The 26322-nt window shown below is 36.9% G+C and carries 30 protein-coding genes; 19 read left to right on the plus strand and 11 right to left on the minus strand.

Annotated features, from left to right (window positions below):
* Window positions 1–178 precede the first annotated feature (178 nt).
* A complete protein-coding gene (locus APB85_RS16155; protein ID WP_057480804.1) occupies window positions 179–598 on the plus strand; it encodes a DUF2141 domain-containing protein in 420 nt (139 codons plus the stop codon).
* A 104-nt stretch (window positions 599–702) separates the two neighbouring features.
* Entirely contained in the window at window positions 703–1659 is a 957-nt protein-coding gene (locus APB85_RS16160) for a LysR family transcriptional regulator (protein WP_057480803.1), read from the plus strand.
* A gap of 63 nt (window positions 1660–1722) precedes the next feature.
* Here the strand turns inward: APB85_RS16160 and APB85_RS16165 are convergent, their stop codons facing one another.
* The 3 genes from APB85_RS16165 to APB85_RS16175 form a co-directional block, all read right to left on the minus strand.
* Window positions 1723–1920 (minus strand): hypothetical protein, encoded by a 198-nt coding sequence (locus APB85_RS16165; RefSeq protein ID WP_057480802.1) that lies wholly within the window; start codon window positions 1918–1920, stop codon window positions 1723–1725.
* A gap of 136 nt (window positions 1921–2056) precedes the next feature.
* The gene (locus APB85_RS16170; RefSeq protein ID WP_057480801.1) at window positions 2057–2857 is read right to left on the minus strand and encodes a TIGR00266 family protein; all 801 of its coding nucleotides are present in this window, start codon (window positions 2855–2857) and stop codon (window positions 2057–2059) included.
* 1 nt (window position 2858) lies between these two features.
* Window positions 2859–3311: a DUF4442 domain-containing protein gene (locus APB85_RS16175; RefSeq protein ID WP_057480800.1), complete on the minus strand. Its 453-nt coding sequence runs from the start codon at window positions 3309–3311 to the stop codon at window positions 2859–2861.
* A 145-nt stretch (window positions 3312–3456) separates the two neighbouring features.
* On the opposite strand from APB85_RS16175, the gene APB85_RS16180 reads away from it, so the two are divergent.
* From APB85_RS16180 to APB85_RS16210, 8 genes are all read left to right on the plus strand, one after another.
* Complete coding sequence (locus APB85_RS16180; protein WP_057480799.1) at window positions 3457–3996, plus strand: DUF4870 domain-containing protein; 540 nt, start codon at window positions 3457–3459, stop codon at window positions 3994–3996.
* Window positions 3993–4337: a PadR family transcriptional regulator gene (locus APB85_RS16185; protein WP_057480798.1), complete on the plus strand. Its 345-nt coding sequence runs from the start codon at window positions 3993–3995 to the stop codon at window positions 4335–4337. The genes APB85_RS16180 and APB85_RS16185 overlap by 4 nt, the downstream gene beginning before the upstream one ends.
* Window positions 4330–6066: a PspC domain-containing protein gene (locus APB85_RS16190; protein ID WP_057480797.1), complete on the plus strand. Its 1737-nt coding sequence runs from the start codon at window positions 4330–4332 to the stop codon at window positions 6064–6066. Before APB85_RS16185 ends, APB85_RS16190 begins: the two co-directional genes overlap by 8 nt.
* The gene (locus APB85_RS17385; protein ID WP_160319230.1) at window positions 6063–6206 is read left to right on the plus strand and encodes a hypothetical protein; all 144 of its coding nucleotides are present in this window, start codon (window positions 6063–6065) and stop codon (window positions 6204–6206) included. Before APB85_RS16190 ends, APB85_RS17385 begins: the two co-directional genes overlap by 4 nt.
* Window positions 6207–6268: 62 nt before the next feature.
* Window positions 6269–7087, plus strand: a complete 819-nt coding sequence (locus tag APB85_RS16195; protein WP_057480796.1) for a GIN domain-containing protein — start codon at window positions 6269–6271, stop codon at window positions 7085–7087.
* Window positions 7088–7132: 45 nt separating this feature from the next.
* Window positions 7133–7369 carry a hypothetical protein gene (locus APB85_RS16200; protein ID WP_057480795.1) on the plus strand — a complete coding sequence of 79 codons (237 nt, stop codon included), beginning with the start codon at window positions 7133–7135 and terminating at the stop codon, window positions 7367–7369.
* 82 nt (window positions 7370–7451) lie between these two features.
* Window positions 7452–8069: an alpha/beta hydrolase gene (locus tag APB85_RS16205; protein WP_057480794.1), complete on the plus strand. Its 618-nt coding sequence runs from the start codon at window positions 7452–7454 to the stop codon at window positions 8067–8069.
* Window positions 8070–8084: 15 nt separating this feature from the next.
* Window positions 8085–8939 carry a pirin family protein gene (locus APB85_RS16210; protein WP_057480793.1) on the plus strand — a complete coding sequence of 285 codons (855 nt, stop codon included), beginning with the start codon at window positions 8085–8087 and terminating at the stop codon, window positions 8937–8939.
* A 7-nt stretch (window positions 8940–8946) separates the two neighbouring features.
* Here the strand turns inward: APB85_RS16210 and hemG are convergent, their stop codons facing one another.
* The 4 genes from hemG to lon all read right to left on the minus strand — a co-directional run bounded on the left by hemG (window position 8947) and on the right by lon (window position 15025).
* A complete protein-coding gene (hemG, locus tag APB85_RS16215; RefSeq protein WP_057480870.1) occupies window positions 8947–9522 on the minus strand; it encodes a menaquinone-dependent protoporphyrinogen IX dehydrogenase in 576 nt (191 codons plus the stop codon).
* Window positions 9523–9625: 103 nt separating this feature from the next.
* Window positions 9626–11479, minus strand: a complete 1854-nt coding sequence (gene rpsA / locus APB85_RS16220) for a 30S ribosomal protein S1 (RefSeq protein WP_083482169.1) — start codon at window positions 11477–11479, stop codon at window positions 9626–9628.
* 178 nt (window positions 11480–11657) lie between these two features.
* A complete protein-coding gene (gene cmk / locus APB85_RS16225) occupies window positions 11658–12350 on the minus strand; it encodes a (d)CMP kinase (RefSeq protein WP_057480792.1) in 693 nt (230 codons plus the stop codon).
* Window positions 12351–12574: 224 nt separating this feature from the next.
* On the minus strand, window positions 12575–15025 hold the full coding sequence (gene lon / locus APB85_RS16230) for an endopeptidase La (protein WP_057480791.1): 2451 nt from the start codon (window positions 15023–15025) through the stop codon (window positions 12575–12577).
* Between the two features lie 217 nt (window positions 15026–15242).
* Here lon and APB85_RS16235 point away from each other — a divergent pair, with 217 nt between their 5' ends.
* The 4 genes from APB85_RS16235 (at window position 15243) to APB85_RS16250 (ending at window position 18289) form a co-directional block, all read left to right on the plus strand.
* Window positions 15243–15806, plus strand: coding sequence for an RNA polymerase sigma factor (locus APB85_RS16235; protein WP_057480790.1), 564 nt, complete (start codon window positions 15243–15245; stop codon window positions 15804–15806).
* 83 nt (window positions 15807–15889) lie between these two features.
* A complete protein-coding gene (locus tag APB85_RS16240) occupies window positions 15890–16456 on the plus strand; it encodes a hypothetical protein (protein WP_057480789.1) in 567 nt (188 codons plus the stop codon).
* Window positions 16440–17525 carry a hypothetical protein gene (locus tag APB85_RS16245; RefSeq protein WP_057480788.1) on the plus strand — a complete coding sequence of 362 codons (1086 nt, stop codon included), beginning with the start codon at window positions 16440–16442 and terminating at the stop codon, window positions 17523–17525. Before APB85_RS16240 ends, APB85_RS16245 begins: the two co-directional genes overlap by 17 nt.
* A gap of 29 nt (window positions 17526–17554) precedes the next feature.
* Entirely contained in the window at window positions 17555–18289 is a 735-nt protein-coding gene (locus APB85_RS16250; protein WP_057480787.1) for a head GIN domain-containing protein, read from the plus strand.
* A gap of 38 nt (window positions 18290–18327) precedes the next feature.
* Here the strand turns inward: APB85_RS16250 and APB85_RS16255 are convergent, their stop codons facing one another.
* Together APB85_RS16255 and APB85_RS16260 are read right to left on the minus strand one after the other, a co-directional pair.
* Entirely contained in the window at window positions 18328–19665 is a 1338-nt protein-coding gene (locus tag APB85_RS16255; protein ID WP_057480786.1) for an MFS transporter, read from the minus strand.
* Window positions 19666–19748: 83 nt separating this feature from the next.
* Window positions 19749–20570, minus strand: a complete 822-nt coding sequence (locus APB85_RS16260; RefSeq protein WP_057480785.1) for a M48 family metallopeptidase — start codon at window positions 20568–20570, stop codon at window positions 19749–19751.
* A 187-nt stretch (window positions 20571–20757) separates the two neighbouring features.
* On the opposite strand from APB85_RS16260, the gene APB85_RS16265 reads away from it, so the two are divergent.
* From APB85_RS16265 to lpdA, 5 genes are all read left to right on the plus strand, one after another.
* Window positions 20758–21627: an alpha/beta fold hydrolase gene (locus tag APB85_RS16265; protein WP_057480784.1), complete on the plus strand. Its 870-nt coding sequence runs from the start codon at window positions 20758–20760 to the stop codon at window positions 21625–21627.
* A gap of 98 nt (window positions 21628–21725) precedes the next feature.
* Window positions 21726–22220 carry a peptide-methionine (R)-S-oxide reductase MsrB gene (gene msrB, locus APB85_RS16270; protein WP_057480783.1) on the plus strand — a complete coding sequence of 165 codons (495 nt, stop codon included), beginning with the start codon at window positions 21726–21728 and terminating at the stop codon, window positions 22218–22220.
* Window positions 22221–22279: 59 nt separating this feature from the next.
* Complete coding sequence (gene msrB, locus APB85_RS16275) at window positions 22280–22672, plus strand: peptide-methionine (R)-S-oxide reductase MsrB (protein ID WP_057480868.1); 393 nt, start codon at window positions 22280–22282, stop codon at window positions 22670–22672.
* A 19-nt stretch (window positions 22673–22691) separates the two neighbouring features.
* Window positions 22692–23258: a hypothetical protein gene (locus APB85_RS16280; RefSeq protein ID WP_057480782.1), complete on the plus strand. Its 567-nt coding sequence runs from the start codon at window positions 22692–22694 to the stop codon at window positions 23256–23258.
* 240 nt (window positions 23259–23498) lie between these two features.
* On the plus strand, window positions 23499–24890 hold the full coding sequence (gene lpdA, locus APB85_RS16285) for a dihydrolipoyl dehydrogenase (protein ID WP_057480781.1): 1392 nt from the start codon (window positions 23499–23501) through the stop codon (window positions 24888–24890).
* Window positions 24891–25078: 188 nt separating this feature from the next.
* On the opposite strand, the gene APB85_RS16290 is transcribed toward lpdA, so the two are convergent.
* Together APB85_RS16290 and aroQ are read right to left on the minus strand one after the other, a co-directional pair.
* Complete coding sequence (locus APB85_RS16290) at window positions 25079–25804, minus strand: Dph6-related ATP pyrophosphatase (RefSeq protein WP_057480780.1); 726 nt, start codon at window positions 25802–25804, stop codon at window positions 25079–25081.
* An 80-nt stretch (window positions 25805–25884) separates the two neighbouring features.
* The gene (gene aroQ / locus APB85_RS16295; RefSeq protein ID WP_057480779.1) at window positions 25885–26307 is read right to left on the minus strand and encodes a type II 3-dehydroquinate dehydratase; all 423 of its coding nucleotides are present in this window, start codon (window positions 26305–26307) and stop codon (window positions 25885–25887) included.
* Window positions 26308–26322: the final 15 nt, after the last annotated feature.

Consider the following 26322-nt stretch of genomic DNA (forward strand, 5'->3'; position numbering starts at 1 on the left):
CTTAACCAACTCAAGATGGTAAACATTTTTCAGTCTTTTCCGTTTATTCTTTTCTCTCTTTTCTTTTGAAGAATTTTACGGTTCAGCATTCAATAATTACAACTCGGTTATATTTATTAATACGGCAGTATAATTCCATTTAGTTTTGAAGATATAAATCAATAAAAACTAAGTTATTATGAAAACAATTGCCATTTTATTCAGTCTATTCCTTTGTCAAATTGCCTTCGCGCAAACTGAAACTACCGGAAACATTGTTGTGAGTGTAGAGAATCTTTCTTCGGAAGAAGGTAAGGTTTATTTCGCCCTTTTCAATGAAGATAATTTTCTTAAAAAAGCCCCTATCCAGGGAGAAGTAAGTGAGATTAAAGAAGGAGTCGCGCAAATCACTTTTTCTGAAGTTCCTTCCGGGACCTATGCCGTAACCGCTTATCACGATAAAAATGGAAATCAGCAGATGGATTTTGAAAGTAATGGAATTCCGAAAGAAAATTACGGAGTTTCCAATAATCAAATGAATTTATACGGGCCACCACTTTGGGAAGATGCTAAATTTGAATTTGACGGATCTGACAAAGCGTTGCAGCTTCAGTTCTAAAGAAAACTTCGGCAAATATCAGTTTACATAGACAAAATCATATTTATTCTAATTTAGAATAGAAAAAACCAATACATTTGCAGTAACAATAAGGCTTCAATTTTATGACGATTACACAACTGCATTATGTATTGGCTGTTGCCGAGCATAAGAATTTTACTAAAGCAGCGCAAAAGGTTTTTGTAACCCAGCCTACGCTAAGTATGCAAATTCAAAAACTGGAAGAAGAACTGGATGTACAAATATTTGATAGGACCAAAAAGCCTATTCAACTAACCGAAACGGGCCAAAAAATTGTACAGCAGGCAAGAAATATTGTTAATGAAAGTGACCGGATCAAAGATATTGTAGATCAGCAAAAAGGCTTTGTAGGTGGAATTTTTAAACTGGGCGTAATACCCACAATAATGCCCACTTTATTGCCTATGTTCATCAACAATTTCATCAAAAAGTATCCGAAAGTAAAACTCAAAATAGAAGAGTTAAATACAGAGGCTATAATTGAGCGCTTAAGGGAAGGACATTTAGATGCTGCAATTGCCGCTACTCCATTGGAATTGCCGGGAATTAAAGAAAATGTACTTTATTACGAACCCTTTGTAGGTTATATTCCAAATGCTCACAGGCTGCATAATAAAGAAAAAATTGAAGTAAACGATCTTGATATAGACGACATGCTCCTTCTGGAAGATGGGCATTGTTTTAAAGACGGAATCATTAATTTATGTAAGTCTTCCCGAAATTACGACGAAGACCATTTTCAGCTGGAAAGCGGAAGTTTTGAAACTTTAATAAAACTTGCCAATGAAGGATTGGGTATGACGCTTCTGCCTTATTTACACACCCTGGACCTAAAAGATGGCGAGAAGAAAAATTTAAAAATGTTTAAAGATCCTGTTCCGGCAAGAGAAGTGAGTCTTATCTATAACCGAAGCGAATTAAAAATGCAGATCATTGAAGCTATAAGAAGTACGATTGCAGGTGTTGTAAAGGGTGCTATCGCTTTTCACAATGTGAATATTATTAGTCCTTTAAGTAAGAAGAACGAGTTTCAGGAATAAATCAGGAAGAACTATTCTCTAGTTTAGTAAAAATCAAAAAGCGGCCTTTAAAGCCGCTTTTTTTTATGTATTTAAAAGAATTAGACATTGATTAAGTTCTGGATTTTTATTGGTTAAAGCCATGATCCAGATTCTCAGTTCCTCAATTTCATGAGGTAAAAGTCGTTGCAGTGCTTTTTTCACTTCCCTGCAAAAAAGGGTGGGGTCAAAACTAACTTTGTCAAGAACAGTTTTGGTGTATTCAAACATCGCTCGCGCCATAATTTGAAAGATTTAGATTAGAGTTAGGTTAATTAAAAAAGAGTAGAAATCTTATAATAGGCTGTAGCTTTTTAGAATCACCTAAATATAATAAAAATATCTCAATTCCTTTTATTTTCACAAGTGTTTAACCAAACTAAAATCTGCGATCACCACCTATTACATCTCCTAAGCCTCCAAGAATACTGCCTTCTCCTTTATCTTTACCACCACCTTGTGGCGCAGCCTGCCAAATTCTGTTAGCCAAACGGCTAAAAGGTAGGGATTGTACGTAAACGGTCCCCGGACCTGTAAGCGTAGCGAAAAAGAGTCCTTCTCCACCAAAAATGGTATTTTTAATTCCTCCTACAAATTCAATATCATAGTTTATATCCTGGGTAAACCCAATAATACAACCGGTATCAATTTTTAGCTTTTCACCGGGAGATAATTCTTTTCGGGCCATAGTGCCACCGGCGTGAACAAAAGCCATCCCATCACCTTCCAGTTTTTGCATAATAAAGCCTTCACCACCAAAAAATCCTCTACCGAGTTTCTTACTAAATTCAATTCCAACAGCAACACCTTTCGCTGCGCATAAGAATGCATCTTTCTGGCAGATAAACTTATTACCGTAACGAGTTAGATCTATTGGAATTATTTTACCAGGATATGGGGAAGCAAAACTAATACGCTTTTTCCCCTGAATTTCGTTACTAAAAATGGTCATAAAAAGACTTTCGCCGGTAAGTAAACGTTTTCCGGCGCCTAAAACTCTCCCTAGAAAACCTTCATTTTCTTTAGAGCCATCACCAAAAATGGTATCCATTCTTATTCCGTCATCCATCATCATAAAATTGCCGGCTTCAGCAATTACGGCTTCCTGTGGGTCTAGTTCCAGTTCTACATACTGCATCTCTTCCCCAAAGATCTGGTAGTCTATTTCGTGTGCATTCATATTATTTTGCTTTAATGGTCCATTCAAATTCAAATATGGCAACCTGTTGCCCGGTGTCGTTAATACCGGTAGATTTCATCCAGAAGGTTTGCCCTTCTCCCGTAGTTAAAGTCTTTTCAATGGCTTCATCAATTAAATGACCGTCATAACAATAAAAACTTATTTTACCTGTAGCCTTTTTGGTAAACTGCGCACGGTTTTGAGCCACCAACATAGAAATCTTAGTATTAGATTTCTGAATTTTCCCCATCACCAACGCGCCTGTACTTAATTCGGCAGCCATTGCCTGTACAGCAAAATACATACTCTTAAATGGGTTTTGGTTAATCCACTTATGTTTTACAGTTACCTTACAAGTATTTTCCTCAATCTCATCTACTCTAACCCCGCACAGCCAGGCACTAGGCAGTTTCAGCATTAAAAATTTATTGAGTTTACCTTTATTTAATGTCATTATGAAGTATTTAATTTTATTAAATGTATTCAAATTAATCAATATCTGTTGACCTTATAAATCATAAATTTATGTTAAGTTTTAGTACTATGTTTTGCAAAATACCTTCTTTTAAACATATATTTGTATTATAAATTATTAGGTTATGAACTCAAATATAGCAAAAGAAGAAAAAACACTGGCCACGATCTTGCATTTATCGGTTTATTCAAAGTTTATTATTCCATTTGGGAATTTTATTTTTCCCCTAATATTATGGTTAACAAAAAAAGAAAAGCCTTTTATAGACGATCACGGCAGGAAAGCCATCAATTTTCAAATTAGTCTTTTTCTCTATACCATTTTCCTATTAGCAGTAGGATTAGCCATTGTACTTTTCCAGGCAATTAGGTTAGGCGGCGAAGTACCCTTTGTTATTGGTCCAGACCAATTTTATATAGACGAAATGGGACAGGCAATTTCTATAGTTATCACCATTAGTGTATTTGCTATCCTGCTTTCAGCACTATTTATTTTAGAAATATTTGCGGTGATAAGCGCAAGTGTAAAAGCCAGCAATGGAGAAAATTATTCTTTTCCTTTAAGCATCAATTTTATAGGAAGAGATTCAGATAATCATCAATTTAATAACCATCAACAATCAAAAAATGAACAGTTTAAAAACCCTAAAAATCAAACGTTATGAAGATAGAGAACACCAAGGCTCAAATGCGTAAAGGTGTGCTGGAATACTGCATTCTTTCGGTATTAAAAGACGAAGATGCGTATGTAGCTGAAATTCTAGACACTCTTAAAGACGCCAAACTACTGGTGGTTGAAGGCACAATTTATCCTCTATTAACCAGGTTAAAAAATGCAGGATTGCTCAGTTATCGCTGGGAAGAATCCAGCAGCGGACCGCCAAGAAAATATTATGGCCTTACCGATACCGGAAAACTCTTTCTAAAGGAGCTTACCGGCACGTGGAACGAACTGCAAACCGCTGTTAACATTGTAACCACTCAAAAAAACAAGAATCATGAATAAGACAGTAAATATAAATCTTGCCGGTATATTCTTTCACATTGACGAAGATGCATATGCCAAACTGCAGCATTATCTGGATGCCATAAAACGTTCTTTTACCAATACTCAAGGGAAAGATGAAATTATAGCTGATATTGAAGCACGTATTGCTGAACTGTTCAATGAGAAGAAAAAAGAAGACCGTCAGGTTATCGGCATTAAAGAAGTAGAAGAAGTAATCGCCATAATGGGGCAACCCGAAGATTATATGGTAGATGAAGAGATCTTTGAAGACGAACCGGTTTATACCAAAACCACAAAATCTTCAGGAAAGCAGTTATTTAGAGATACCGAGCATTCTTATGTTGGTGGAGTTTCTTCAGGACTGGGACATTATTTAGGTATAGATTTTATCTGGGTACGTTTACTTTGGATATTACTTACCATCTTTTCCAGTGGTGCGTTTATTCTTATTTACATTGCCCTTTGGATCTTTGTACCAGAAGCTAAAACCACAGCCGATAAACTGGCTATGCGTGGTGAAGAGGTAACCATTAGTAATATTGAAAAAAAAATTCGGGAGGGTTTTGACAATGTTACCGGAAAAGTAAAAGATGTAGATTACCAGAAATATGGAAACCAGGCTAGAAATGGCGCTAACTCTGCAGCTACCGCAATAGGAGATATTATTACTTTTATCTTAAAGGTATTTGTTAAACTAATAGGTATTGTTTTAATAATTCTAGCGGGATCTGTATTAATTAGTCTATTTGTAGGCTTATTTACCGTTGGAACTTTTGGAATTATAGATGCTCCCTGGAGTAGTTATGTAGAAATGGCCGTTAGCGGCGCACCACTCTGGTTGTTATGGTTACTAGGTTTTCTAATTGTAGGGATTCCGTTTTTCTTCCTGTTCGTTTTAGGATTAAAAATTCTTGTAGGCAAATTAAGATCTATAGGAACTCCGGCTAAACTGGTCCTACTCGGCCTTTGGATACTTGCTTTAGTTGGTGCCACCGTAATAGGAATTCAGCAAGCCACTCACAGGGCTTTTGATGGGGAACAAGTAGTTTCTGAAACACTTCCTATTTCAGCAAACGATACGCTTTACCTGGGAATGCAAAGCGATTCTAATTATTCATCAAGTATTTATAGAAGTACAGACTTCAAAATAAAGTATAATGATAATGATGAGAAAGTACTGTATAGCTCTGATGTTCGCTTAATTGTAAAAGCTACCAAAGATTCGCTGGCAAAACTGGAAGTCGTAAAATCTGCGGAAGGTAAAGATTACAAAGAAGCAAAAGAACGCGCTCAGAATATCGATTACAATACGAGTTTCAGCGGAAATGAATTATTGCTAAACAGTTTCTTTACATCACCGGCTGAATTTAAATATCGAGACCAGGAAGTGAAAGTAACCTTATATCTACCGGAAGGCACTACTCTTTTTGCAGACAACAATACCAGTACATTTCATAGAAATACAGATTACTGGGGAGATATATTGATCTCTGGAGATGAAGAGAAGTTCTTAAAGATTACCGAAGATGAAGCCATTTGCGAAGATTGCCCGGTTGAAGATTGGGAGTCTGATAGGGAAGACGAATGGAATGAAGAAGGTGATTTTAATGCAAGGATAAACTCTGGTGAAGAAGAAGTGAATATTCAAATTAATAGTCGAGGGGTAACGGTAGATAAAAAACCGGTTGAGAATAACAGAGAGAACAATGAAAATGAGGAATTATGATACAGTTAATCTTCCAAATACTATTGGTGGTCTTCAATTTAGGAGAACCGGTAGTAGAAAACGAAAAGATAGTCAAAGATTATATAGAATGCCATAAAATCTTAACCAGGAAATGTAATGTAGCTTTCTACGAATGCTAAGCAAATCTTAAAAGCCTCCGTCTGGAGGCTTTTTTATTATATTTGTTTCAAACACAATTTTCATGAAAAAACTATTATTACTATTTAGCGCTGTATTATTCTTTAGCTGTGGCGCCCAAAAAATAAAAGGAAGCGGAAACGTTACTACTGAAAAAAATCGATTACCAGACTTTCATAGCATTGAAATAGCCGGTGATTTTGAAGTAGAACTGAAGAAGGGCAGTACCGCGATGATGGAGGTTGAGGCCGATGATAACCTGCATAGTATAATTAGAGGCGAGGTTATAGACCGCACTTTATACCTTAAGCCCAGTAAAGAAATTGGAAAAAGTAAATCCCAGGAAATTATAATAACTTATCCAGAAAATCTTCAGAAAATAAATGTTTCGGGAAAAGTAGAATTAGAAGCTGAAGGAGAACTTTATTCGGAAGAGCTTAAGATTACCAGCAGCGAAGATGTTGAAGTCTATCTTACTATTACCGCTACCAAATTCGATCTTTTTAATGAAGGTGATTCTAAAATAGAATTGAACCTCACTGCAGAAGATGCTTATTTTCAGCTAAACGGCTCCAGCGATATTGAAGCCCTGGTAAACGCACCAAAATTTAAAGTGGATACTTATGAAAAAGCAAAAGCTAAAATTGAAGGTGAAGTAGACGATTTGCAATTGCGCGCCGAGCATTCTACCAAATTTGATGGTAGAAGGTTAACCGCGAAAACCGCCGTGGTTATTGCCGAAGGCAAATCTAAAAACGAGATAGAGGTATTAGATAAATTAACGCTTACTGCTAAAAACCGAAGTGAGATCGAGCTATACGGTAACCCCGAGATAGATTTGTTAGAGTTTTCAGAAAAAGCAGTACTGGCTAAAAAAGATTAAGATTTTTAGTCTACATTTAATGTTGCTAATTTTAAAGAAATAACTATGAAAATTGCTCTAAAACCTATCTTATTACTCCTGGCTTTAAGCCTAAGTTTAGTTTCCTGTAGAGAACAGGAAGAAGAAAAATCAGAAATTGAACAATTGGCCGAAGAAGAAGATGCCAAGGTTAAGGTGAAAGAAGACAAGATAAAGGTCAAGACCGATGATAAAAAGATCAAGATCAAAGAAGATGATGGCGAGATAAAGAAGAAAGTTAAGATCGATAACGATGATAACTAAGCAAATCTAAAAATTGTTTTAAAAGTCCCGTTTTTCGGGACTTTTTTATTGGGTTTTAGTATCTTAAATTAAAATTATTAAAATGCATAAAAAAGAGATATATACCGCCGGTAAAGAATTACGGGAAGCAGAAAAAGTTTTGATCTTAATTCACGGCCGTGGCGGTAGTGCAAAGGAATTCCTTTCTTTAGCCAACCGCTTAAACACCCCAGATTTTGCAATTTTAGCCCCGCAGGCTTCAGACTTTACCTGGTACCCAGATTCGTTCTTAGCTCCTGTTGCTCAAAACGAACCCGCCTATTCTTCCGCTTTAAGAGTGCTGAAAGAATTGTTGGAAGATATAAAAGAAACGGGCATTGCCTCTGAGAATATTTATGTTGCAGGCTTTTCACAAGGCGCCTGTTTAACACTCGAATTTGTAACCCGAAACGCGCAGAGATTTGGCGGCGTAGTTGCTTTCACCGGCGGACTTATTGGCGATAAAATTAATACGGAAAATTATTCGGGTGATTTTAACGGCACACCTATTTTTATTGGCACCGGAGATCCAGATCCTCACGTACCGGTAGAGCGTGTAGAAGCTTCAGCTGAAATTTTACGTGAAATGAATGCCAATGTTGAAGTGAAAATCTATAAAAACAGGCCTCATAGCATTTCAGAGGATGAGTTGAAACTCGCCAATCAATTTGTATTTAATTAAAATCCCTTTTGAGCTATGAGAAGCATAAAAAAAATTCACGATGCCGTAAGCTCTCCTATTGCAGATCTTATTACTTATCGTGCCTTACCTACAAATTCTATAGATCATATTGATCCGTTCTTATTCTTAAACCACCACGGTTATCAAGAATATTCAGAAAATAATAATGGACTGCCTTTTGGGCCACACCCACACCGTGGTTTCGAGACGGTAACTTTTATTTTGAAAGGTGACCTAATCCACAAAGATAGTAGTGGCTGGGAAAGTGTAATTAAAGCCGGGGGCGTACAATGGATGACTGCCGGAAAAGGACTTATTCATGCTGAAATTTCTTCAGATGAATTTAAAAGAAACGGTGGCGAACTGGAACTCCTTCAACTTTGGGTAAACCTACCCGCAAAGCATAAAATGACCGAACCTAATTATAAAGGACTCCAGGAAGAAGATATTCCGCAGTTAAGTTTAGATAACGGCAAAGTAAAATTAGCCGTAGTTTCCGGACATTGGGAAAACAAAAATGGCGCTTTCCAACCTTTAAATGATATTCAATTGGCCACGATGCATTTTGCTGAAGGGGGTAAATATTCTGTAGAGATTTCTTCAGAAAGGAATATTTTCTTTTACGTAGTTAAAGGAAATTTGAAAGTAAACGGCAATGAGGCCAAAATACATAACCTGGTAGAGTTTGATAATGATGGCGAAAAACTGGAAATTGAAGCTTTGGAAGAAAGTATTTTACTTCTAGGACACGCCGCACCTTTTAACGAACCTATAGTAGCACAGGGACCTTTTGTAATGAACTCGCAACAGGAAATTCAACAAGCTTTTCTCGATTATCAAAATGGGGAATTTGGAAATTGGAATGGCTAATCTTTATTTAGGAATTCGAATTCTTTGAATTTAGATAGTCCTTACTTATACGCAGACCAAAAGCCTCTACTCTTTTCCAATCTGTAAATTCTATTGGCTTTTTTGATTTCGTTGGCCCATTGGTTAATTTCATAATGAGTTTGATCAATAATCTATCAAGGAATGAGTAAGATTTATAATCTAATTTTCCGGCAAACACATCTATGAATTTAGGATTCCAGTCAGTCTTTTTCAGGAATTTAATCAGGTAAGGATTTGTATCAGGGGTGTTTTTATCTTCGTTTCGGGCTACAAGATTAACTGAGAAAAATGCAATTCTTATTTCATTTAAATATTCCTTGTTTTTCAATACAAATTCGGAAACATTTTTATTATGTTTTCCATACCGAATACTTGCCCCAATAACCAATGTGTGAAATTCAGATAAATCGGCATAAAAAGAATCAATTGAGAAAAGTTCTGTTTCAATTTCGTTCTTATCAAAAACTCTATTTAATTCCTGGCAAATTTTAAGAGTCTGTCCATCTACAGAAGAATAAATAATTCCAATTTTTCGCTTCGTAAAGTTATCTCGGTCTTTCATACTTTCCATATTAAAAACGACAATATCCCACGATACATAATTAAATAAAAAAACCTCCTTAGCGTGAACTAAGGAGGTTTTTATTTATGATAAATTCCGGAAATTACTTCCCTTCCATTTTATCTTTTAAAGCTTGAAGATCGGCGTTAACATCACCAATAGTGGTTTTGTCTTTGCTTTGCGAAGCTGCTGCTTTTTTAGCGGCTTGCTTAACGATTTGCTGCTCTTCTTCTTTGTGAATAGCCATATGTGAAGCTACCACTCTCTTGAATTCTTTATTGAATTCAATAATCTGGAATTCTGCAGATTCACCTTTAGTCAATTTGTTACCGTCTTCTTTTTCAAGATGTCTGGTTGGAACAAATGCAGTGATATCTTCATTAAAGTCTATAGTCGCACCTTTATCTACGATCTCTGCAATCTCTGCGGTGTGTTTAGTACCAACAGCGAATTCAGTTTCGTATTTATCCCAAGGGTTATCTTCAACCTGCTTGTGACCAAGGCTTAACTTACGACCATCTACGTCTAATTCAAGAACTACAACCTCAAGCTCATCACCTACATTAGTAAATTCTGATGGGTGCTTGATTTTCTTAGTCCATGAAAGATCAGAGATATAGATAAGTCCGTCAATTCCTTCTTCTAATTCTACGAATACACCAAAGTTAGTGAAGTTACGTACAATTCCTTTGTGTTTAGAACCAACAGGATATTTAGTAGTAATATCTGTCCATGGGTCTGGAGTTAATTGCTTAATTCCAAGAGACATTTTACGGTCTTCACGATCTAAAGTTAAAATTTGAGCTTCAACCTCATCTCCAACATTTACGAAATCCTGAGCTGAACGCAAGTGCGTGCTCCAAGACATTTCAGAAACGTGGATAAGACCTTCAACACCATCGGCAACTTCAATAAATGCACCGTAATCTGCGATTACAACTACTTTACCTTTTACCTTGTCTCCAACCTTAAGGTTTTCGTCAAGAGCTTCCCATGGGTGTTTGCTTAATTGCTTAAGACCAAGTTGGATTCTTGTTTTAGCTTCATCAAAGTCAAGAATTACCACGTTTAGTTTTTGATCAAGTTCAACAATCTCATTTGGATGGTTGATACGAGACCAGCTAAGGTCGGTAATGTGAACAAGTCCATCAACTCCTCCAAGGTCAACAAATACTCCGTAAGAAGTGATGTTTTTAACAGTACCTTCAAGTACCTGACCTTTTTCAAGCTGACCGATAATTTCTTTCTTCTGTTCTTCGATATCGGCTTCAATAAGCGCTTTGTGAGAAACCACAACGTTTTTGAATTCGTGGTTGATTTTCACAACTTTGAATTCCATTGTTTTTCCAACGTAAGCATCGTAATCACGGATAGGCTTCACGTCTATTTGAGAACCTGGCAAGAATGCCTCAATTCCAAATACATCTACGATCATACCACCTTTAGTTCTGCATTTCACAAAACCGTTTACGATAAGACTTTCGTCGTGAGCTTTGTTCACACGATCCCAAGCCTGAATTACACGAGCTTTACGGTGAGAAAGGATTAATTGTCCTGTAGAATCTTCACGAACATCGATCAAAACCTCAACGTCGTCTCCAACTTTAAGATCTGGATTGTAACGAAATTCGTTAAGAGAAATAACGCCTTCACTTTTTGCGTTAATGTCTATAATTGCATCACGATCTGTAATATTAATTACTTTTCCTGTTACAACTTCGTCATTTAAAGTGTCTACGAAATTTTCTGCAACTAATTTCTCAAATTCTTCTAACTTCTCATCATCAATAGGGTCAATTCCCTCTTCATAATTGTGCCAGTTAAATTCTTCAAGAAATTTCTCAGGGTTTTCCTGTTGCTCAGAAGGAGCAGGTTGCGATGAAGTAGCCATTCCAGCTACCGGTTGAACTTCAAGATTATCGTCCTGAACGTCCTGGTTTTTTTTGTCTTCAGCCATTGCTGATAAAAAATTTGTATCCTGTATTCTTCGGAAAAATTAAGCAAATAAAACACAGAAGTAGTTATGGTTTTGATTTTCAACCCCTTTTGATTTTCCGATTCTTCGCCAAAAAGGGCTGCAAAAATACAACTTATTTTTCTTTTCTCAAACCCTAATTAGTTTAAAAGCAGCATGCTTATTCTTCAATTTTATCCTTGGCCAGTTTCAATACTTTTTCAAACTGTTCCTCCAGATTCATATCTGAATTATCAATCTCTATAGCATCTTCAGCTTTTACTAAAGGAGAGTCTTCTCGGGTAGTATCGAGGTAATCACGTTCTTTAACGTTAGCAAGTACATCTTCATATTTAACCTCATCTCCTCGACCCTTTAATTCATCATACCTGCGCTCTGCACGTTTTTCGGTAGAAGCGGTCATAAATAACTTCAAGTCGGCGTCAGGAAAAACAACCGTTCCAATATCACGACCATCCATCACTACTGCTTTATTTTTACCAATTTCCTGTTGAATTTTAACCAGCATCTTTCTAACATCTGGCACAGCAGCAACCTTACTCACCTGCTGAGAAACCTCCATCAACCTGATTTCCTTTTCAACATTCTCATTATTTAAATGAACTTCTCCATAACCTACCTCTTCATTAAATACAAAGCTGATATTGATAAATGGTAAATGCCTTAAGATGGCTTCCTCGTCAAAATGAGTATCACTAACCAACATTTTACGCATTAGATACAAAGTCACTGCACGATACATCGCACCGGTATCTACATAAACATAGCCCAGCTCTGCTGCAAGTTGTTTGGCCACCGTACTTTTTCCGGTGGAAGAATATCCATCTATAGCAATCGTTATTTTTTTACTCATAATTTATTTTCTGTATGGATGGCAAAATTAGGCAAAGCTTTACTTTCCCTGAAACTTTCGCTGTAAATTAAAAAAGCTGTCTAAAAAGTCCTTTTAAGTAAACATCGTTCTGTCCCGAAGTTTCGGGATTATTTCAGAATCTAACAAGTTGATAATCTATATCAAGTTAGAAACTGAAACCAATTCAGGTTGACGAAAACAGGGCTCTTTAGACAGCTTAAGTATTAAAGCGTCTTGGCGTTTTTCACCTTTTGCTTGGTAATTGCAAGATCAATAACTTCACTCATATCATTTACATAATGAAAAGTAAGTCCTTTTAAATAATCCTCCTTGATCTCTTTTATATCACGTTCATTCTCCTTACAAAGAATAATCTCTTTAATGCGAGCACGTTTGGCTGCAAGAATTTTTTCTTTGATCCCTCCTACCGGAAGCACTTTCCCTCTAAGGGTGATTTCTCCGGTCATCGCGATGCTTTTCTTCACTTTTCGTTGCGTAAATAAAGAAACTAAAGAGGTTAGCATCGTTATACCTGCACTTGGCCCATCTTTTGGAGTTGCCCCTTCCGGCACGTGAATATGAACATTATATTTTTCAAATATTGAAGGATCTATACCAAGTTCTTCGGCGTTAGATTTCATATACTCCATCGCAATGGTAGCCGATTCTTTCATCACCTTCCCAAGGTTACCGGTAATATTCAGGTTTCCTTTTCCTTTAGAAAGGATGGATTCAATAAACAGAATATCTCCGCCAACTTGGGTCCAGGCTAATCCTGTAACCACACCTGCTACTTCATTATTTTCATATTTATCGCGCTCCAGTCTTGGACTACCAAGAACTTCTATAATGTCTTCATTAGTAACCTTAACATTATATTCTTCTTCCATCGCAATATTTTTAGCCGCGTGACGTACCATTTTTGCGATCTGTTTTTCCAATCCACGCACTCCAGATTCCCGGGTATAACCTTCAACGATCTTCTCTAATTGAGGTTTTGCAATTTTAATATGCTCTTTGGTAAGTCCGTGTTCTTCCAATTGCTTTGGAAGCAAGTGTTGTTTGGCGATTTCTACCTTCTCCTCTATTGTATAACCAGTAACATTTATAATCTCCATACGATCCCTAAGAGCAGGCTGAATGGTATTTAAAGTATTTGCCGTTGCCACAAACATTACTTTAGAAAGGTCAAATCCCATTTCCAGGAAGTTGTCGTGGAATTCACTATTTTGCTCAGGATCCAATACTTCTAATAAAGCTGAAGAAGGATCGCCGGCATGTCCTATACTTAATTTATCAATTTCATCTAATACAAAAACAGGGTTACTTGTTCCCGCTTTTTTAAGAGACTGAATAATTCTACCCGGCATCGCACCAATATAGGTTTTTCTATGTCCCCGTATTTCAGCTTCATCACGTAATCCACCAAGTGAAACTCTCACATATTCTCTACCTAATGCTTCGGCCATAGATTTACCAAGGGAAGTTTTACCGGTTCCCGGAGGCCCGTATAAACAAAGAATTGGAGACTTCATATCGTTACGCAGTTTTAACACTGCCAGATACTCTATAATTCGGCGTTTTACGTCGTCCAGGCCATAGTGGTCTCGATCAAGTATTTTCTTCGCTCTTTTTAGATCGAACTTATCCTTACTGAATTCGTTCCATGGAAGGTCTAAAAACAGATCCAGGTAGTTTCTCTGAATAGAATATTCAGCTACCTGCGGATTCATTCGTTGCATTTTAGAAATTTCCTTATTGAAATGCTTCTGTACTTTTTCGCCCCATTTTTTCTTTTTGGCGCGCTGCTTCATTTCTTCAAGTTCATCTTCCTGAGAAACCCCACCAAGTTCTTCCTGGATGGTTTTCATTTGCTGATGAAGAAAATATTCACGCTGCTGCTGGCTCATATCACTTTGCACCTTGCTCTGGATATCATTTTTAAGCTCCAATTTTTGATATTCAACATTCATATGTCGCAAAGTGGCTAGTGCGCGCTCTTTAAGATCGTTTGTTTCCAGTAAATTTTGCTTGTCTTCCACAGCAAGATTCATATTAGAGGAAACAAAATTGATAAGGAAAGAAGAACTTTCTATATTCTTAATAGCGAAAGAAGCTTCACTAGGAATATTTGGACTCCCTTTAATTATTTGAAGCGCAAGTTCTTTTATAGAATCTATAATTGCCGGAAATTCCTTATTATCAATTTCCGGTCTTGCTTCCGGAACTTCTTTGATACTTGCTGTTAGGTAAGGTTCCTCTTTTACAATCTCGTCTATTTCAAAACGTTTTTTACCCTGGATAATCACGGTGGTATTTCCATCAGGCATTTTTAAAACTCTTAAAATGCGCGCCACAACACCGGTGCGATAAATATCTTTTGCTGTAGGGTTTTCTACTTCTTCATCTTTTTGAGCAACAACCCCAATAATCTTAGAATCGTTATTCGCTTCATTGATCAATTTAATAGAAGTATCCCTTCCAGCGGTAATAGGAATCACCACTCCCGGAAACAATACGGTGTTTCTTAAAGGAAGAATTGGTAAAGTTTCGGGTAATTCTTCACGGTTTATTTCCTCTTCATCTTCCGGCGTCATTAATGGAATTAAATCTGCGTCCTGATCTATATCTTGCAATGACAAACTGTCAAAACTTGTTAATTTCGTTTTAGCCATAATTTATTTTAGGTCAAACTGTCACAAACAGTCTATGGTTCTTAATCTTTTCTTTTTCGGCAAAGCCCTGAACTTAGTATTCTAAGCGGGTTTTTATGCAATTTCTATAAGAAGTAGTCAATTCCTGTGCCACCATCTTTTTTATATTTTTTTTCTCAAAACTGTAACAAATCAAAATCAAAGCTATCTTTATTATAGAAACTAGATAGTTTTTTAATTGACACCAACCATCACACATATTAATGATCTTGTTGCACGTTGCCAAAAAGGTGATCAGCGCGCACAAATGGAAGTGTATGAGCGCTATTATAGGGCAATGTACAATACCTCGGTACGTATTGTAAAAGATTCCGCCGAAGCAGAAGATATTATGCAGGAAGCTTTTTTAAAGGCTTTTTCAAAAATAAACACTTTACAGGAAGTTTCCACTTTTGGTGCCTGGTTAAAAAGAATAGTTGTGAATCTAAGTATTAATTCCTTCAACCATAAGGTAAAATTAAATGAGGTAACCTATAACGATGAGTTGAAAAACGAAGCAGATGAAAGCGAGGGAATTATCCTTGAAAATGATTCAAAAAATGAAAAAGTAAAAAAGATTTTAAGAACGCTTAATAGTCTTAAAGAAAATTACCGTGTTGCCTTAACGCTGCACTTAATTGAAGGTTACGATTACGAAGAGATTGGGGAGATTTTAAATCTCAGCTATGCAAATTGCCGAACAACGATCTCCCGGGCCAAAGATAGCCTTAGAAAAACATTACTGAAAGATGAAACGGCATGATGCCGGATCTAAACTGGAAGGAAAACCAGGTGAAAATAATTAGTCTGTGATAAGCTTACTGGATTATTTCAATTTTTAAAATTATGAAAAACGATAATATAAACGAGCTTTTTAAGAAGCTGGATTTCGATAATAAGGAACCGGCAACCGGGCATAAACAAAGATTCCTGGAAAAGCTGGAAGAACAAAATAGCCATTCCAAAAATTTGGCTAAGGGCTCAAATAGCAGCAGCATATGGGCGCCAATGCTTTCGGTGGCTGCGATACTTGCTATAGCTTTTATGGTTTTTGCAGGATTTTTCGGAGAAAATTCCTATAAAAATCAAGGTGATTTAGCCAGTGTTTCTCCACAAATGAAAGAAACGAAACAGTTTTACACCCAGCTTATTGAAACCAAGCTGCAAAACTTAAAAGCTGAAAATGCCCCGGGTACCGAAGCTATAGTTGAAGATGCATTAACCCAGCTAGAAAAGCTGGAAACAGAATACAAAAAACTTCAAAAAGACTTGCGAAATAGCGGGCAGGATGAACGTGTGATTTATGCTATGATCTCCAATTTTCAGCAAAGAATAGATCTTTTAAAACAAGTACTCGATCAAATAGAAAATATTAAATCCCTAAAAAATAAAAGCGATGAAAACTATATTTAATATCATAATGCTAGCCCTATTAGTTCCGGCAGTAAGTTACTGCAATGGCGATTTAAACGGCAGGCATACCAAAACCAAAAAAGTCACTAAAACTTACAATGTAAGCGCTACCGATATGCTAACTATCGATAACAGCTACGGGAATGTAGATATTTCTACCTGGAACCAAAATAAAATAGTGATAGAAGTGAATATAAAAACCAATGGTGACGATGAGGAAAAAGTACAAAAGAAATTAGACGAAATTAATATCGAATTTAATCAATCATCTTCTGGGGTGAGCGCGAAAACCCATTTTAAAAGAGAAGAACAATCCTGGTGGAGCTCGCTTTTTAATAGTTCTAACAATGTAAATATGGAGATCAATTATGTGATAAAAGCTCCTGAAAAACACAGCGTTGATATTAGAAATGATTACGGCGGAATTTATATAGACCGACTGTTAGGTAATGCTAAAATTAACTGCGATTATGGGAAGGTGGATATTGGTGAATTAAGAGGAAACTCGAATCAGCTAAATTTTGACTATACCAGAAACAGCCATATTGGTTATGTGAAAAATGCTGAAATAAATGCCGACTACAGCGGATATGAAATTGAAGAAGCCGGAAAACTATATGTAAACGCCGATTATACCGACTCCAGGATTAAAAAAGTAGCTCAGCTTGATTTTAATTGCGATTATGGCAGTATTACTATTGAAAAAGCGAAAAGCATTGTGGGTAATGGTGATTATTTAAGTACTAAAATAGGTCGTGTGTTCGAATCTTTAGACTTAAATTTAGATTATGGCTCGGCAAGTATTGAAAAACTTATAAAAGGAGTTTCTAAAGTAGAAATAAACACTGATTACGCCGGAATAAAATTGGGCTACGATAGTGAGCATCCATTCAATTTCACCGTAAAATCTTCTTATGGAAATGCGAAAGGCCTTGAAGATATGGAAATTAGAAAGCGTCACGACAAAAATACCAGTAAACTTTTTGAAGGCTATCACCTGCAAGAAAATAGCGGAAATACCATTTATATCAACACTAATTATGGAAATGTAACTTTTAATAAAAACTAAAATATTTATCAATCAAAAAACACAAAATCATGAAAAATCTATTCTTAATATTAGCAGTATCATTTATCGCTACTACTCCTGCACAAAGCCAATGGTGGGGAAGCAACGAAACCGTAAGAGGTAATGGCGATATGACTTCAGAAAAAAGAAACACTGCAGATTACGATGAAATATCGCTGGTAGGCTCAATGGATGTTGAACTGGTTTCTGGTACCGAAGGTAATTTAACTGTAGAGGCCGAAAGCAACCTGCAGGAATATATCACTACCGAAGTAAACGGAGGCACATTGAAAATTTCAGTAGAAAAAGGTTATAATTTGAAACCTTCCAGGAATAATGGTATTAAAGTCACTGTTCCCTTTAAGGATCTATCGGCTGTGGAAGTAACCGGATCTGGCGATATTTGGAATACATCAAAAATAACTGCAAAAAGATTTAACACAAAGGTAACCGGCTCGGGCGACATTAAATTAGAGCTGGAAGTAGAAGATCTCTCAGGACAAGTTACCGGGTCTGGGGATATCCTGTTATCTGGAACAGCAAGGGATTTTGATTGCAAAGTTACCGGTTCTGGAGATTTTAAAGCTTACGACCTAAGAGCTGAAAATGTGGAAGCTACCGTAATGGGATCTGGAGATATTCAAATTTCAGCAAATTCAAGCTTAAAAGCTAAGGTAATGGGCTCGGGAGATATTAAATACAAAGGAAACCCAAAGAATCAGGATTTTAAAACTTCGGGATCAGGTTCGGTTTCATCACATTAATCCCTTCCGAAGAAATAATATTGAAAAAGAAAAATTGCTTAAATCCTGTCTTTTGTGGCAGGATTTTTTATTGGTACCCGCAGCAGCAAAATTACTCCCGCGATAAAGAAAACCACCAGGAATAAAATTGAATTTCGTACACTTCCGGTAATTTGCGCTACCACTCCATAAAGAAACATTCCTATAACGATTCCAATTTTTTCGGCTACATCATAGAAGCTGAAATAACTTGCAGTATCTATAGCATTTTGAGGAAGCATTTTAGAATAGGTAGACCTGGACAGGGATTGTATCCCGCCCATTACCAAACCTACTGAAGCGGCCGCTACATAAAACTGCTGCGGACTAACAATAAAAAAGGCATAACCGCAGATAGCTATCCAAATAAGGTTGATAAAGATCAGGATTTTAATGTTTCCAAACCTCACTGCTAACCTGGAAGTTAAAGTAGCACCAGCTACTGCAACTAATTGAATTAATAAAATACTAATAATTAATCCCGTAGTGGCATCCTGCTCCCCCCACTCTAGCTCTTCAATTCCAAAATAAGTAGCAATCAGCATTATGGTTTGCACCGCCATACTATAAACAAAAAAAGCAATTAAATATCTTTTAAGCTGAATGTTATGTTTAAGGGTAATCCATATCCCACGAAGTTCTCTAAATCCATTGAAAAGCACATTTTTAGTAAATGCGGCTTTTTTATTTCCTTTAGGTAAATAAGCATAAGTGTATTGGCTAAAACCAATCCACCAAACTCCTGTTAAAACAAAAGATAAACGTGTGGGTAAGGCTTCACTTTCAAAACCAAAAGCCTCGTAATTCAAGATCATTACCAGGCAAATGATTAACAAAATCACACTACCAATATATCCCAAAGAAAATCCCTGCGCACTAACCTTATCCTGTTGTTCTGGAAAAGCAATATCGGGCAGATAGGAATTATAAAAAACCAAACTGGCCCAAAAACCTATAAGGGCAAGAAAATAACAGAGTAAACCAAACCACAGGTATTCAAGGTTGAACCAAAAAAGACCAATACAGGATAATGCTCCTAAATAACAGAAAAACTTTAGGAAATTCTTCTTATTACCTACATAATCGGCAATTCCCGATAAAAACGGACTTAAAATAGAAACCACCAAAAAGGCGGCTGCCGTGACATAACTTATCAAAGAATCGTTATTGAAGCTTATTCCCAAAAAATCTACAGTATCATCCAGAATAGTACCGTCTTCATCTTTTATTATAGTAAGAGCGCCATAGAAAATAGGAAAAATAGCTGATGAAATAACAAGGCTGTAAACCGAATTTGCCCAATCATAAAAAGCCCAGGCACGTACTAATTTTTTATGCCCTTTGGGAAGTACCTTCATTTATACCGGTTTTTTGTAGAGCCCTAAAAATAGAAAAAGCTGCCTTAAAAGACAGCTTTTTCATATAATTTCTAGGTTATATTCTAATTATAACTTGTAACCCCATATTTCTTGGCTTCAGCCTTAGCTTCTGGTGCCCATTTTTGCAAGTTGTTAATCCTTGTTTGGTTAGACGGGTGAGTACTCAAAAACTCCGGTGGAGCCTGGCCATCACTTTGGGCAGCCATTCTTCTCCATAGATCGGCAGCTTCATCGGGATCGTAACCGGCAATTGCCATTAAAGTTAAGCCTATCCTATCGGCCTCGGTTTCGTGGCTACGGCTAAAAGGTAACATCACTCCTAATTGCGTTCCCAAACCATAAGCTTGTGCAAAAATTTGTTGAGTTTCCTGGCTTCTTCCGCTAACGGCTACAGAACCGGCTACAGCACCAAGTTGCTGCAATTGTGCAGCACTCATTCTTTGCGCACCGTGATCTGCAAGGGCGTGCGCAATTTCGTGAGCCATTACTACGGCTACACCAGTTTCTGTTTCAGCTACGGGTAAAATTCCGGTGTAGAAAACTATTTTTCCGCCGGGCATTGCAAATGCATTTACTGCATCGTCTTTTACCAGGTTATATTCCCATCTAAAATCTTCTAGAAAACCCTGGTAACCATTCGCGTTTAAATATCTTTCGGCAGCAGTTTCTATTTTATTACCTACTCGCTTAATCATTTGCGATTCAGCAGTTCCGGTTACCACTTCATTTTCAGATAAAAACTGATCGTATTGCTCAAAGGAGCTGGGAAATAATTGATCGTTAGAAACAAAATTTAAATTCTTTTCTCCAGTAAAAGGATTGGTTTTACATGCCACTACGAGCAGTAAAACAGCCACAATACTAATTGATTTTTTAAGTTTCATGTTTATTGGTTTAGTTTTGTTAAAATTACAAAAGCCTTCAAAGCCTGCTTATTGTTTTAAGCATCATTTAACAAATAATAGGTTTTCAAAAATGATACCATAAAACAAAAACTCCTTTAGAAAGAGACGACTCAGGGGTGGTATGCATTCAGGAAATACGTAAATTGCACGTTCTTACCTTGAAAAAATGAATCAGCAAAAAAAAGATCAAATCCCTGTACAAAGATTATTGGTACCTAATTATATAAGGTATACTGGAAAAGTACTTTCAAAACTTTCCCCTTTCGTGGCTAGCAGATTTGCCGCCCAGCTTTTCTTAACTCCGTTTAAATACAAGCTTCCAGAGCGGGAGAAGAATATGGACGAGCTTTCTAAACAATATCGTCTTACCATTCCTAAAACCAGTCGGGAAATTGTAGTATACGAATTTGGCAAAAGCAACAAGAAGATCTTATTGGTTCACGGCTGGAGCGGTCGTGGAACGCAATTAGCTAAAATTGCGGAGGCACTCAAAGATAAGGGATACAGTACTGTTAGTTTTGATGCACCCGCACATGGGAAAGCCCCGGGCCAAAAAAGTATGATGCTCGATTTTATTGACGCTGTGCAAATTTTAGACGAAAAATATGGTCCTTTTGAAGCCGTAATTGGGCATTCTTTAGGTGGAATGGCGACGCTGCGAGCGGCGAAAGAAGGTTTAAAAGCAAAGAAACTTGTAATAATAGGTACTGCGAATAGCATCACGCATATAACCCGTGATTTTGCAAAAAACCTAAAAATGAATAGAAAAGTGGCCGATAAAATGAAAGCGCACTTTGACAAGAAATTTGATATTGATCTGGATAGTTATTCAGGGGCGATTTCAGCTAAAGACGTCTCAACTCCTACCCTGGTTATCCACGATAAAAATGATGTAGATGTTGAAATATCTTCTGCTTATGATATTGATGAGGCACTTGAAAACAGTGAACTTTACACTACCAAAGGTTTGGGACATCGTCGCATCTTAGGCGATCCTGAGGTAATTAACAAAATCACAACGTTCATCGCGGTATAATCTTTGTACTTTTAAAATAAAAAACCATAAAAGATATTTAATAATGGCAATACAACCATATTAAAAAATCTGTTTGGAAAAATTAAATTTTAAAAGCAATGAAAAAGATACTACCGTTTTTACTGGCCGTTTTTATTATTAGCTGCCAGGGTAATGCCCAAAAAGATCAAAAAGAAGGAAAGGAAAAACAAGAAGAATTTGAAGTTTCTAAAACTGAAGAGGAGTGGAAAGCAGAATTAACCGATGCTGAATACCGAGTTTTGAGAAAAGCTGCCACCGAACCATCGTTCTCTAGTCCTTTAAATGATATAAAAGAACCCGGAACTTTTGTTTGCGCTGCCTGCGGAAATGAATTATACGAAACCGAACACAAATTTATGAGCGGTACAGGCTGGCCAAGTTTTGACCGCGCCATTGAAGGCGGAGTTGCTTATGGTACCGATTCTAAATTAGGCTATCAAAGAAACGAAGTACACTGTGCACGCTGTGGCGGGCATTTGGGTCACGTTTTTGACGATGGGCCGAGAGAAACCACCGGAAAAAGACATTGCATTAATGGAATAGCAATGGATTTTGAACCAAAAGAAAAATAAGATTTTCGCCGGAGTTTATCCCGATTTTAAACGGGACGGAAATGACTAAAAATTTTAAAATGAAGAAATACAGTATAGAAAAACCTGAAACCGAATGGAAAGAACAACTTTCTGAAGAACAATTTCGGGTATTAAGAAAAAAAGGCACTGAAGCACCACATACCGGCAAATACAATATGCATTTTGAAGATGGAGAATATTTTTGCGCTGGTTGTGGGGAAAAACTTTTTGAGAGCGTAGCAAAATTTGACAGTGGCTGTGGCTGGCCAAGTTTTGATAAAGCCATAGAAGGAAAAGTAGAATATGTACAGGATAAAACCTTTGGAATGATAAGAACCGAAATTCTTTGCGCTAATTGCGGCGGCCATCTTGGCCACGTTTTTGATGATGGTCCTACCGATACCGGCCAGCGCTATTGCGTAAATTCCGCAAGTATTAATTTTAATAAATAACAACCTAACACCTATAATTATGAAAAGAATATTTTCAATTTTATTTATGACAACCTTTTTATTCACCGCTTGTTCTTCCAATGATGGAGAACGTGGACCACAAGGGCCTCCAGGCCCACAAGGCCCTGCCGGTGAAGACGGACTAATTGGAACCACCATAGAGTTTGAGGGGATAGATTTTACAGAAGCAAATGACTATATGGCTTTGATAAATTTCGACGAGAATGGTGTTGAAGTTTTTGAATCTGATGCGGTGCTTGTATATCTGAAAGTTGGCGAAGATGGTACGGCCGATGGCTTACCGGTTGAAGTTTTTAGACAACTACCACAAACCTATTACGTAGAAGACGGAGAAGTTCAATATAATTTTGATTACACCTTTTTTGATGTGAATATCTTTATGGATGGCACAGCAGACTTTTCTAATCTAGATTCTTCTTTCACAGAAGATCAGGTAATCAGAATAGTAATTGTTCCTGCCGGTTTTGCCGAAACTACCGGTGTTGATGTTGCAAGCTACAAAGCGGTAATGAACGCTTTAGATTTAAAGGAAAGCGATGTAAAAAAAGTAAAAGTGACTAAATAAATCATTTTACTCTAAGGATAATTTTTTAAGGCCTCACAGGAATTTCTGAACCTGTGAGGTTTTTTATTTACTCCAAAAAAACAAAATAAATAATCGCCTCTTGCCTTTTATTCTATTCACATTTTCACTGCTATCATACTCCTAACGAAAACTTTTCAGTTTAAGCGATTATTCCTTAAATTCGCAACTTCACTCGCTAAGCGAGATATGATTTATTAAGCCTAATAAAAATTTCCGAATATGAGTAAATACGATATCATTGTTTTAGGTAGTGGCCCTGGAGGTTACGTAACCGCAATTAGAGCATCACAATTAGGATTTAAAACCGCAATTGTGGAAAAAGAAAGCCTTGGGGGTGTTTGTTTAAACTGGGGATGTATCCCAACTAAAGCACTGCTGAAAAGTGCCGAGGTTTTTGATTACCTAAAACATGCCGAAGATTATGGATTAAGCCTTGAAAAAGCTGATAAAGATTTTTCAAAAGTCGTTAAGCGTAGTCGCGATGTTGCTGCTGGAATGAGCAAAGGTGTTCAATTCTTAATGAAGAAAAATAAAATTGATGTCATTGAAGGTTTCGGAAAATTAAAGTCCGGCAAAAAAATCGCTGTGACCGATAAAAATGATAAAACTAAAGAATACGAGGCAGACAATATTATTGTGGCTACCGGAGCTCGTTCTCGTGAATTACCAAACCTTAAGCAGGATGGTAAAAAAGTAATTGGTTACCGTGAGGCAATGACGCTAGAAAAACAACCAAAATCTATGATCGTGGTTGGTTCTGGTGCTATTGGAGTTGAGTTTGCTCATTTCTATAATGCCATGGGAACAGATGTTACTGTGGTAGAATTTTTGCCAAATGTAGTGCCTTTGGAAGATGAAGAAATCTCCAAACAATTTGAGCGCAGCATCAAAAAAGCCGGAATTAAGGTAATGACCAATTCATCGGTAGAAAGTGTAGATACTTCAGGGAAAACTGTTAAAGCTAAGGTGAAAACCAAAAAGGGCGAAGAAACGCTTGAAGCAGATGTGGTACTTTCTGCAGTTGGAATTAAAACCAATATTGAAAATATAGGACTTGAAGATCTAAAGATCAAGACCGAAAAGGATAAAATTGTTGTAGACGATTTTTATAAAACTAATGTAGACGGAATATACGCCATTGGAGATGTAGTTCACGGCCCAGCCCTTGCTCACGTTGCTTCTGCAGAAGGAATTCTTTGTGTAGAAAAAATAAAAGGAATGGATGTAGAGCCACTTGATTATGGAAACATCCCTGGTTGTACTTATGCTACGCCTGAAATCGCTTCTGTTGGAATGACTGAAAAGCAAGCTAAAGAAGCTGGTTATGAGATTAAAGTAGGTAAATTCCCCTTCTCTGCTTCAGGTAAAGCAAAGGCCGCAGGAAAGTCGGAAGGATTTGTAAAAGTGATCTTTGATGCCAAATATGGCGAATGGTTAGGTTGCCATATGATTGGTGCCGGAGTTACCGATATGATCGCTGAAGCTGTACTTGGACGTAAGTTGGAAACTACAGGACACGAAGTATTAAAAGCGGTTCACCCTCACCCAACAATGAGTGAAGCGGTAATGGAAGCCGTTGCTGCTGCATATGATGAAGTAATTCATATTTAAGAAGCATATATTTTAAAAATTAAAATCCCCGAAGCATTATTGTTTCGGGGATTTTTTATTCGTTAAGCCTTTAGTTACGAACGTAGTGAAGTAATCTCTAAAAAAATATCCACTGATCATGCTTAGATTGCCAAGTGGGCTATCGCCATTTCGCAATGACACGAATTGTATGTTTACTATTTAACAAATTATTCCCACAACAAATCACAGTACATAAAACTGGTATCCCATGATTTTTGATCGTCACTAAAACAATTGTCTTCTGATTCTTTAGCAGGTTTATACGATTTCTCTACCAGCTCTCCTATTTTAAAATCTATGGGCTTTTTAAAGATTGGACCATCGAAAACGAAGGTATGAAATTCTCCATTTTCGCCGCAAGGATCCACGTCTTCCGGTAAATCGTTTAAAAAATCTTTATCCAGCATTCTTCCACAGAAAGATCTATCGAGTTTATTGGTATTTACACATACCACAATCGCTTTAAATCCTTCGCTTATAAATTCTTCTAAGAGTTTTTCTGTACTTTGTTTCCAAAGTGGAAAAACTGCTTTCAAACCAATTCCCTCCAGGTGTTTTTCACGGTAACGCTTCAAATCTTCCAGGAAAATATCACCAAAAACACTATGGGTAAAACCTTCATTTAAAAGTTTATTGGTTTCCATCTCCATCACCTTATTATACTCCTCCATTGAAACTTCCCCGTGCAATCTAATTTGATGAAGCGGTAAACCAATATTTTCAGCTTGTTTAATAAGTAATTCAGTTCTGATTCCGTGCATAGAAATTCGCTTAAATACGGTATTAACGGTGGTCACTATTTTTTCTACCGAATACTCGCTATCCTGCTGAAGCTTATATAAGGACATAGCTGCGTCTTTACCACTACTCCAATTTAGATAGGCTTTTTTCATGTTTTGAATTTAAGGCATCACAGGTTTATAATCAACTCCCTGTAAGTTCCAATTTTTGCTTCCAGCATCATGCGGTTTCTTTACTTTTCGTTTAAAAAACTCTGAATTGCAAGATCATATCCCAATAATCCAAACCCAAGAATTACTCCTTTAGCATTCGGTGCGATATAAGATTTGTGCCTAAACTCTTCCCGGGCATGGGTATTGGAAATATGTACTTCTACTACCGGAGTTTTTATGCCTTTAACGGCATCTGCCATACCAATTGAGGTGTGTGTATACGCTGCGGCGTTTAAAACAATTCCATCAAAATCCTGGTCGGCTTTGTGAAGTTCGTCAATGAGCTCGCCTTCTATATTACTTTGAAAATAAGAAAGCTCTGTATTTTTGAATTTAAACTGAAGTTCAGAAAAATAAGTCTCAAAACTTTTATTTCCGTAGGTTTCGGGCTCACGGGTTCCTAATAAATTAAGATTAGGGCCGTTGATGATCATTATCTTCATTATATACCGATTAGC

Origin of the sequence: Salegentibacter mishustinae (assembly GCF_002900095.1) — a bacterium.
Classification (GTDB): domain Bacteria; phylum Bacteroidota; class Bacteroidia; order Flavobacteriales; family Flavobacteriaceae; genus Salegentibacter; species Salegentibacter mishustinae.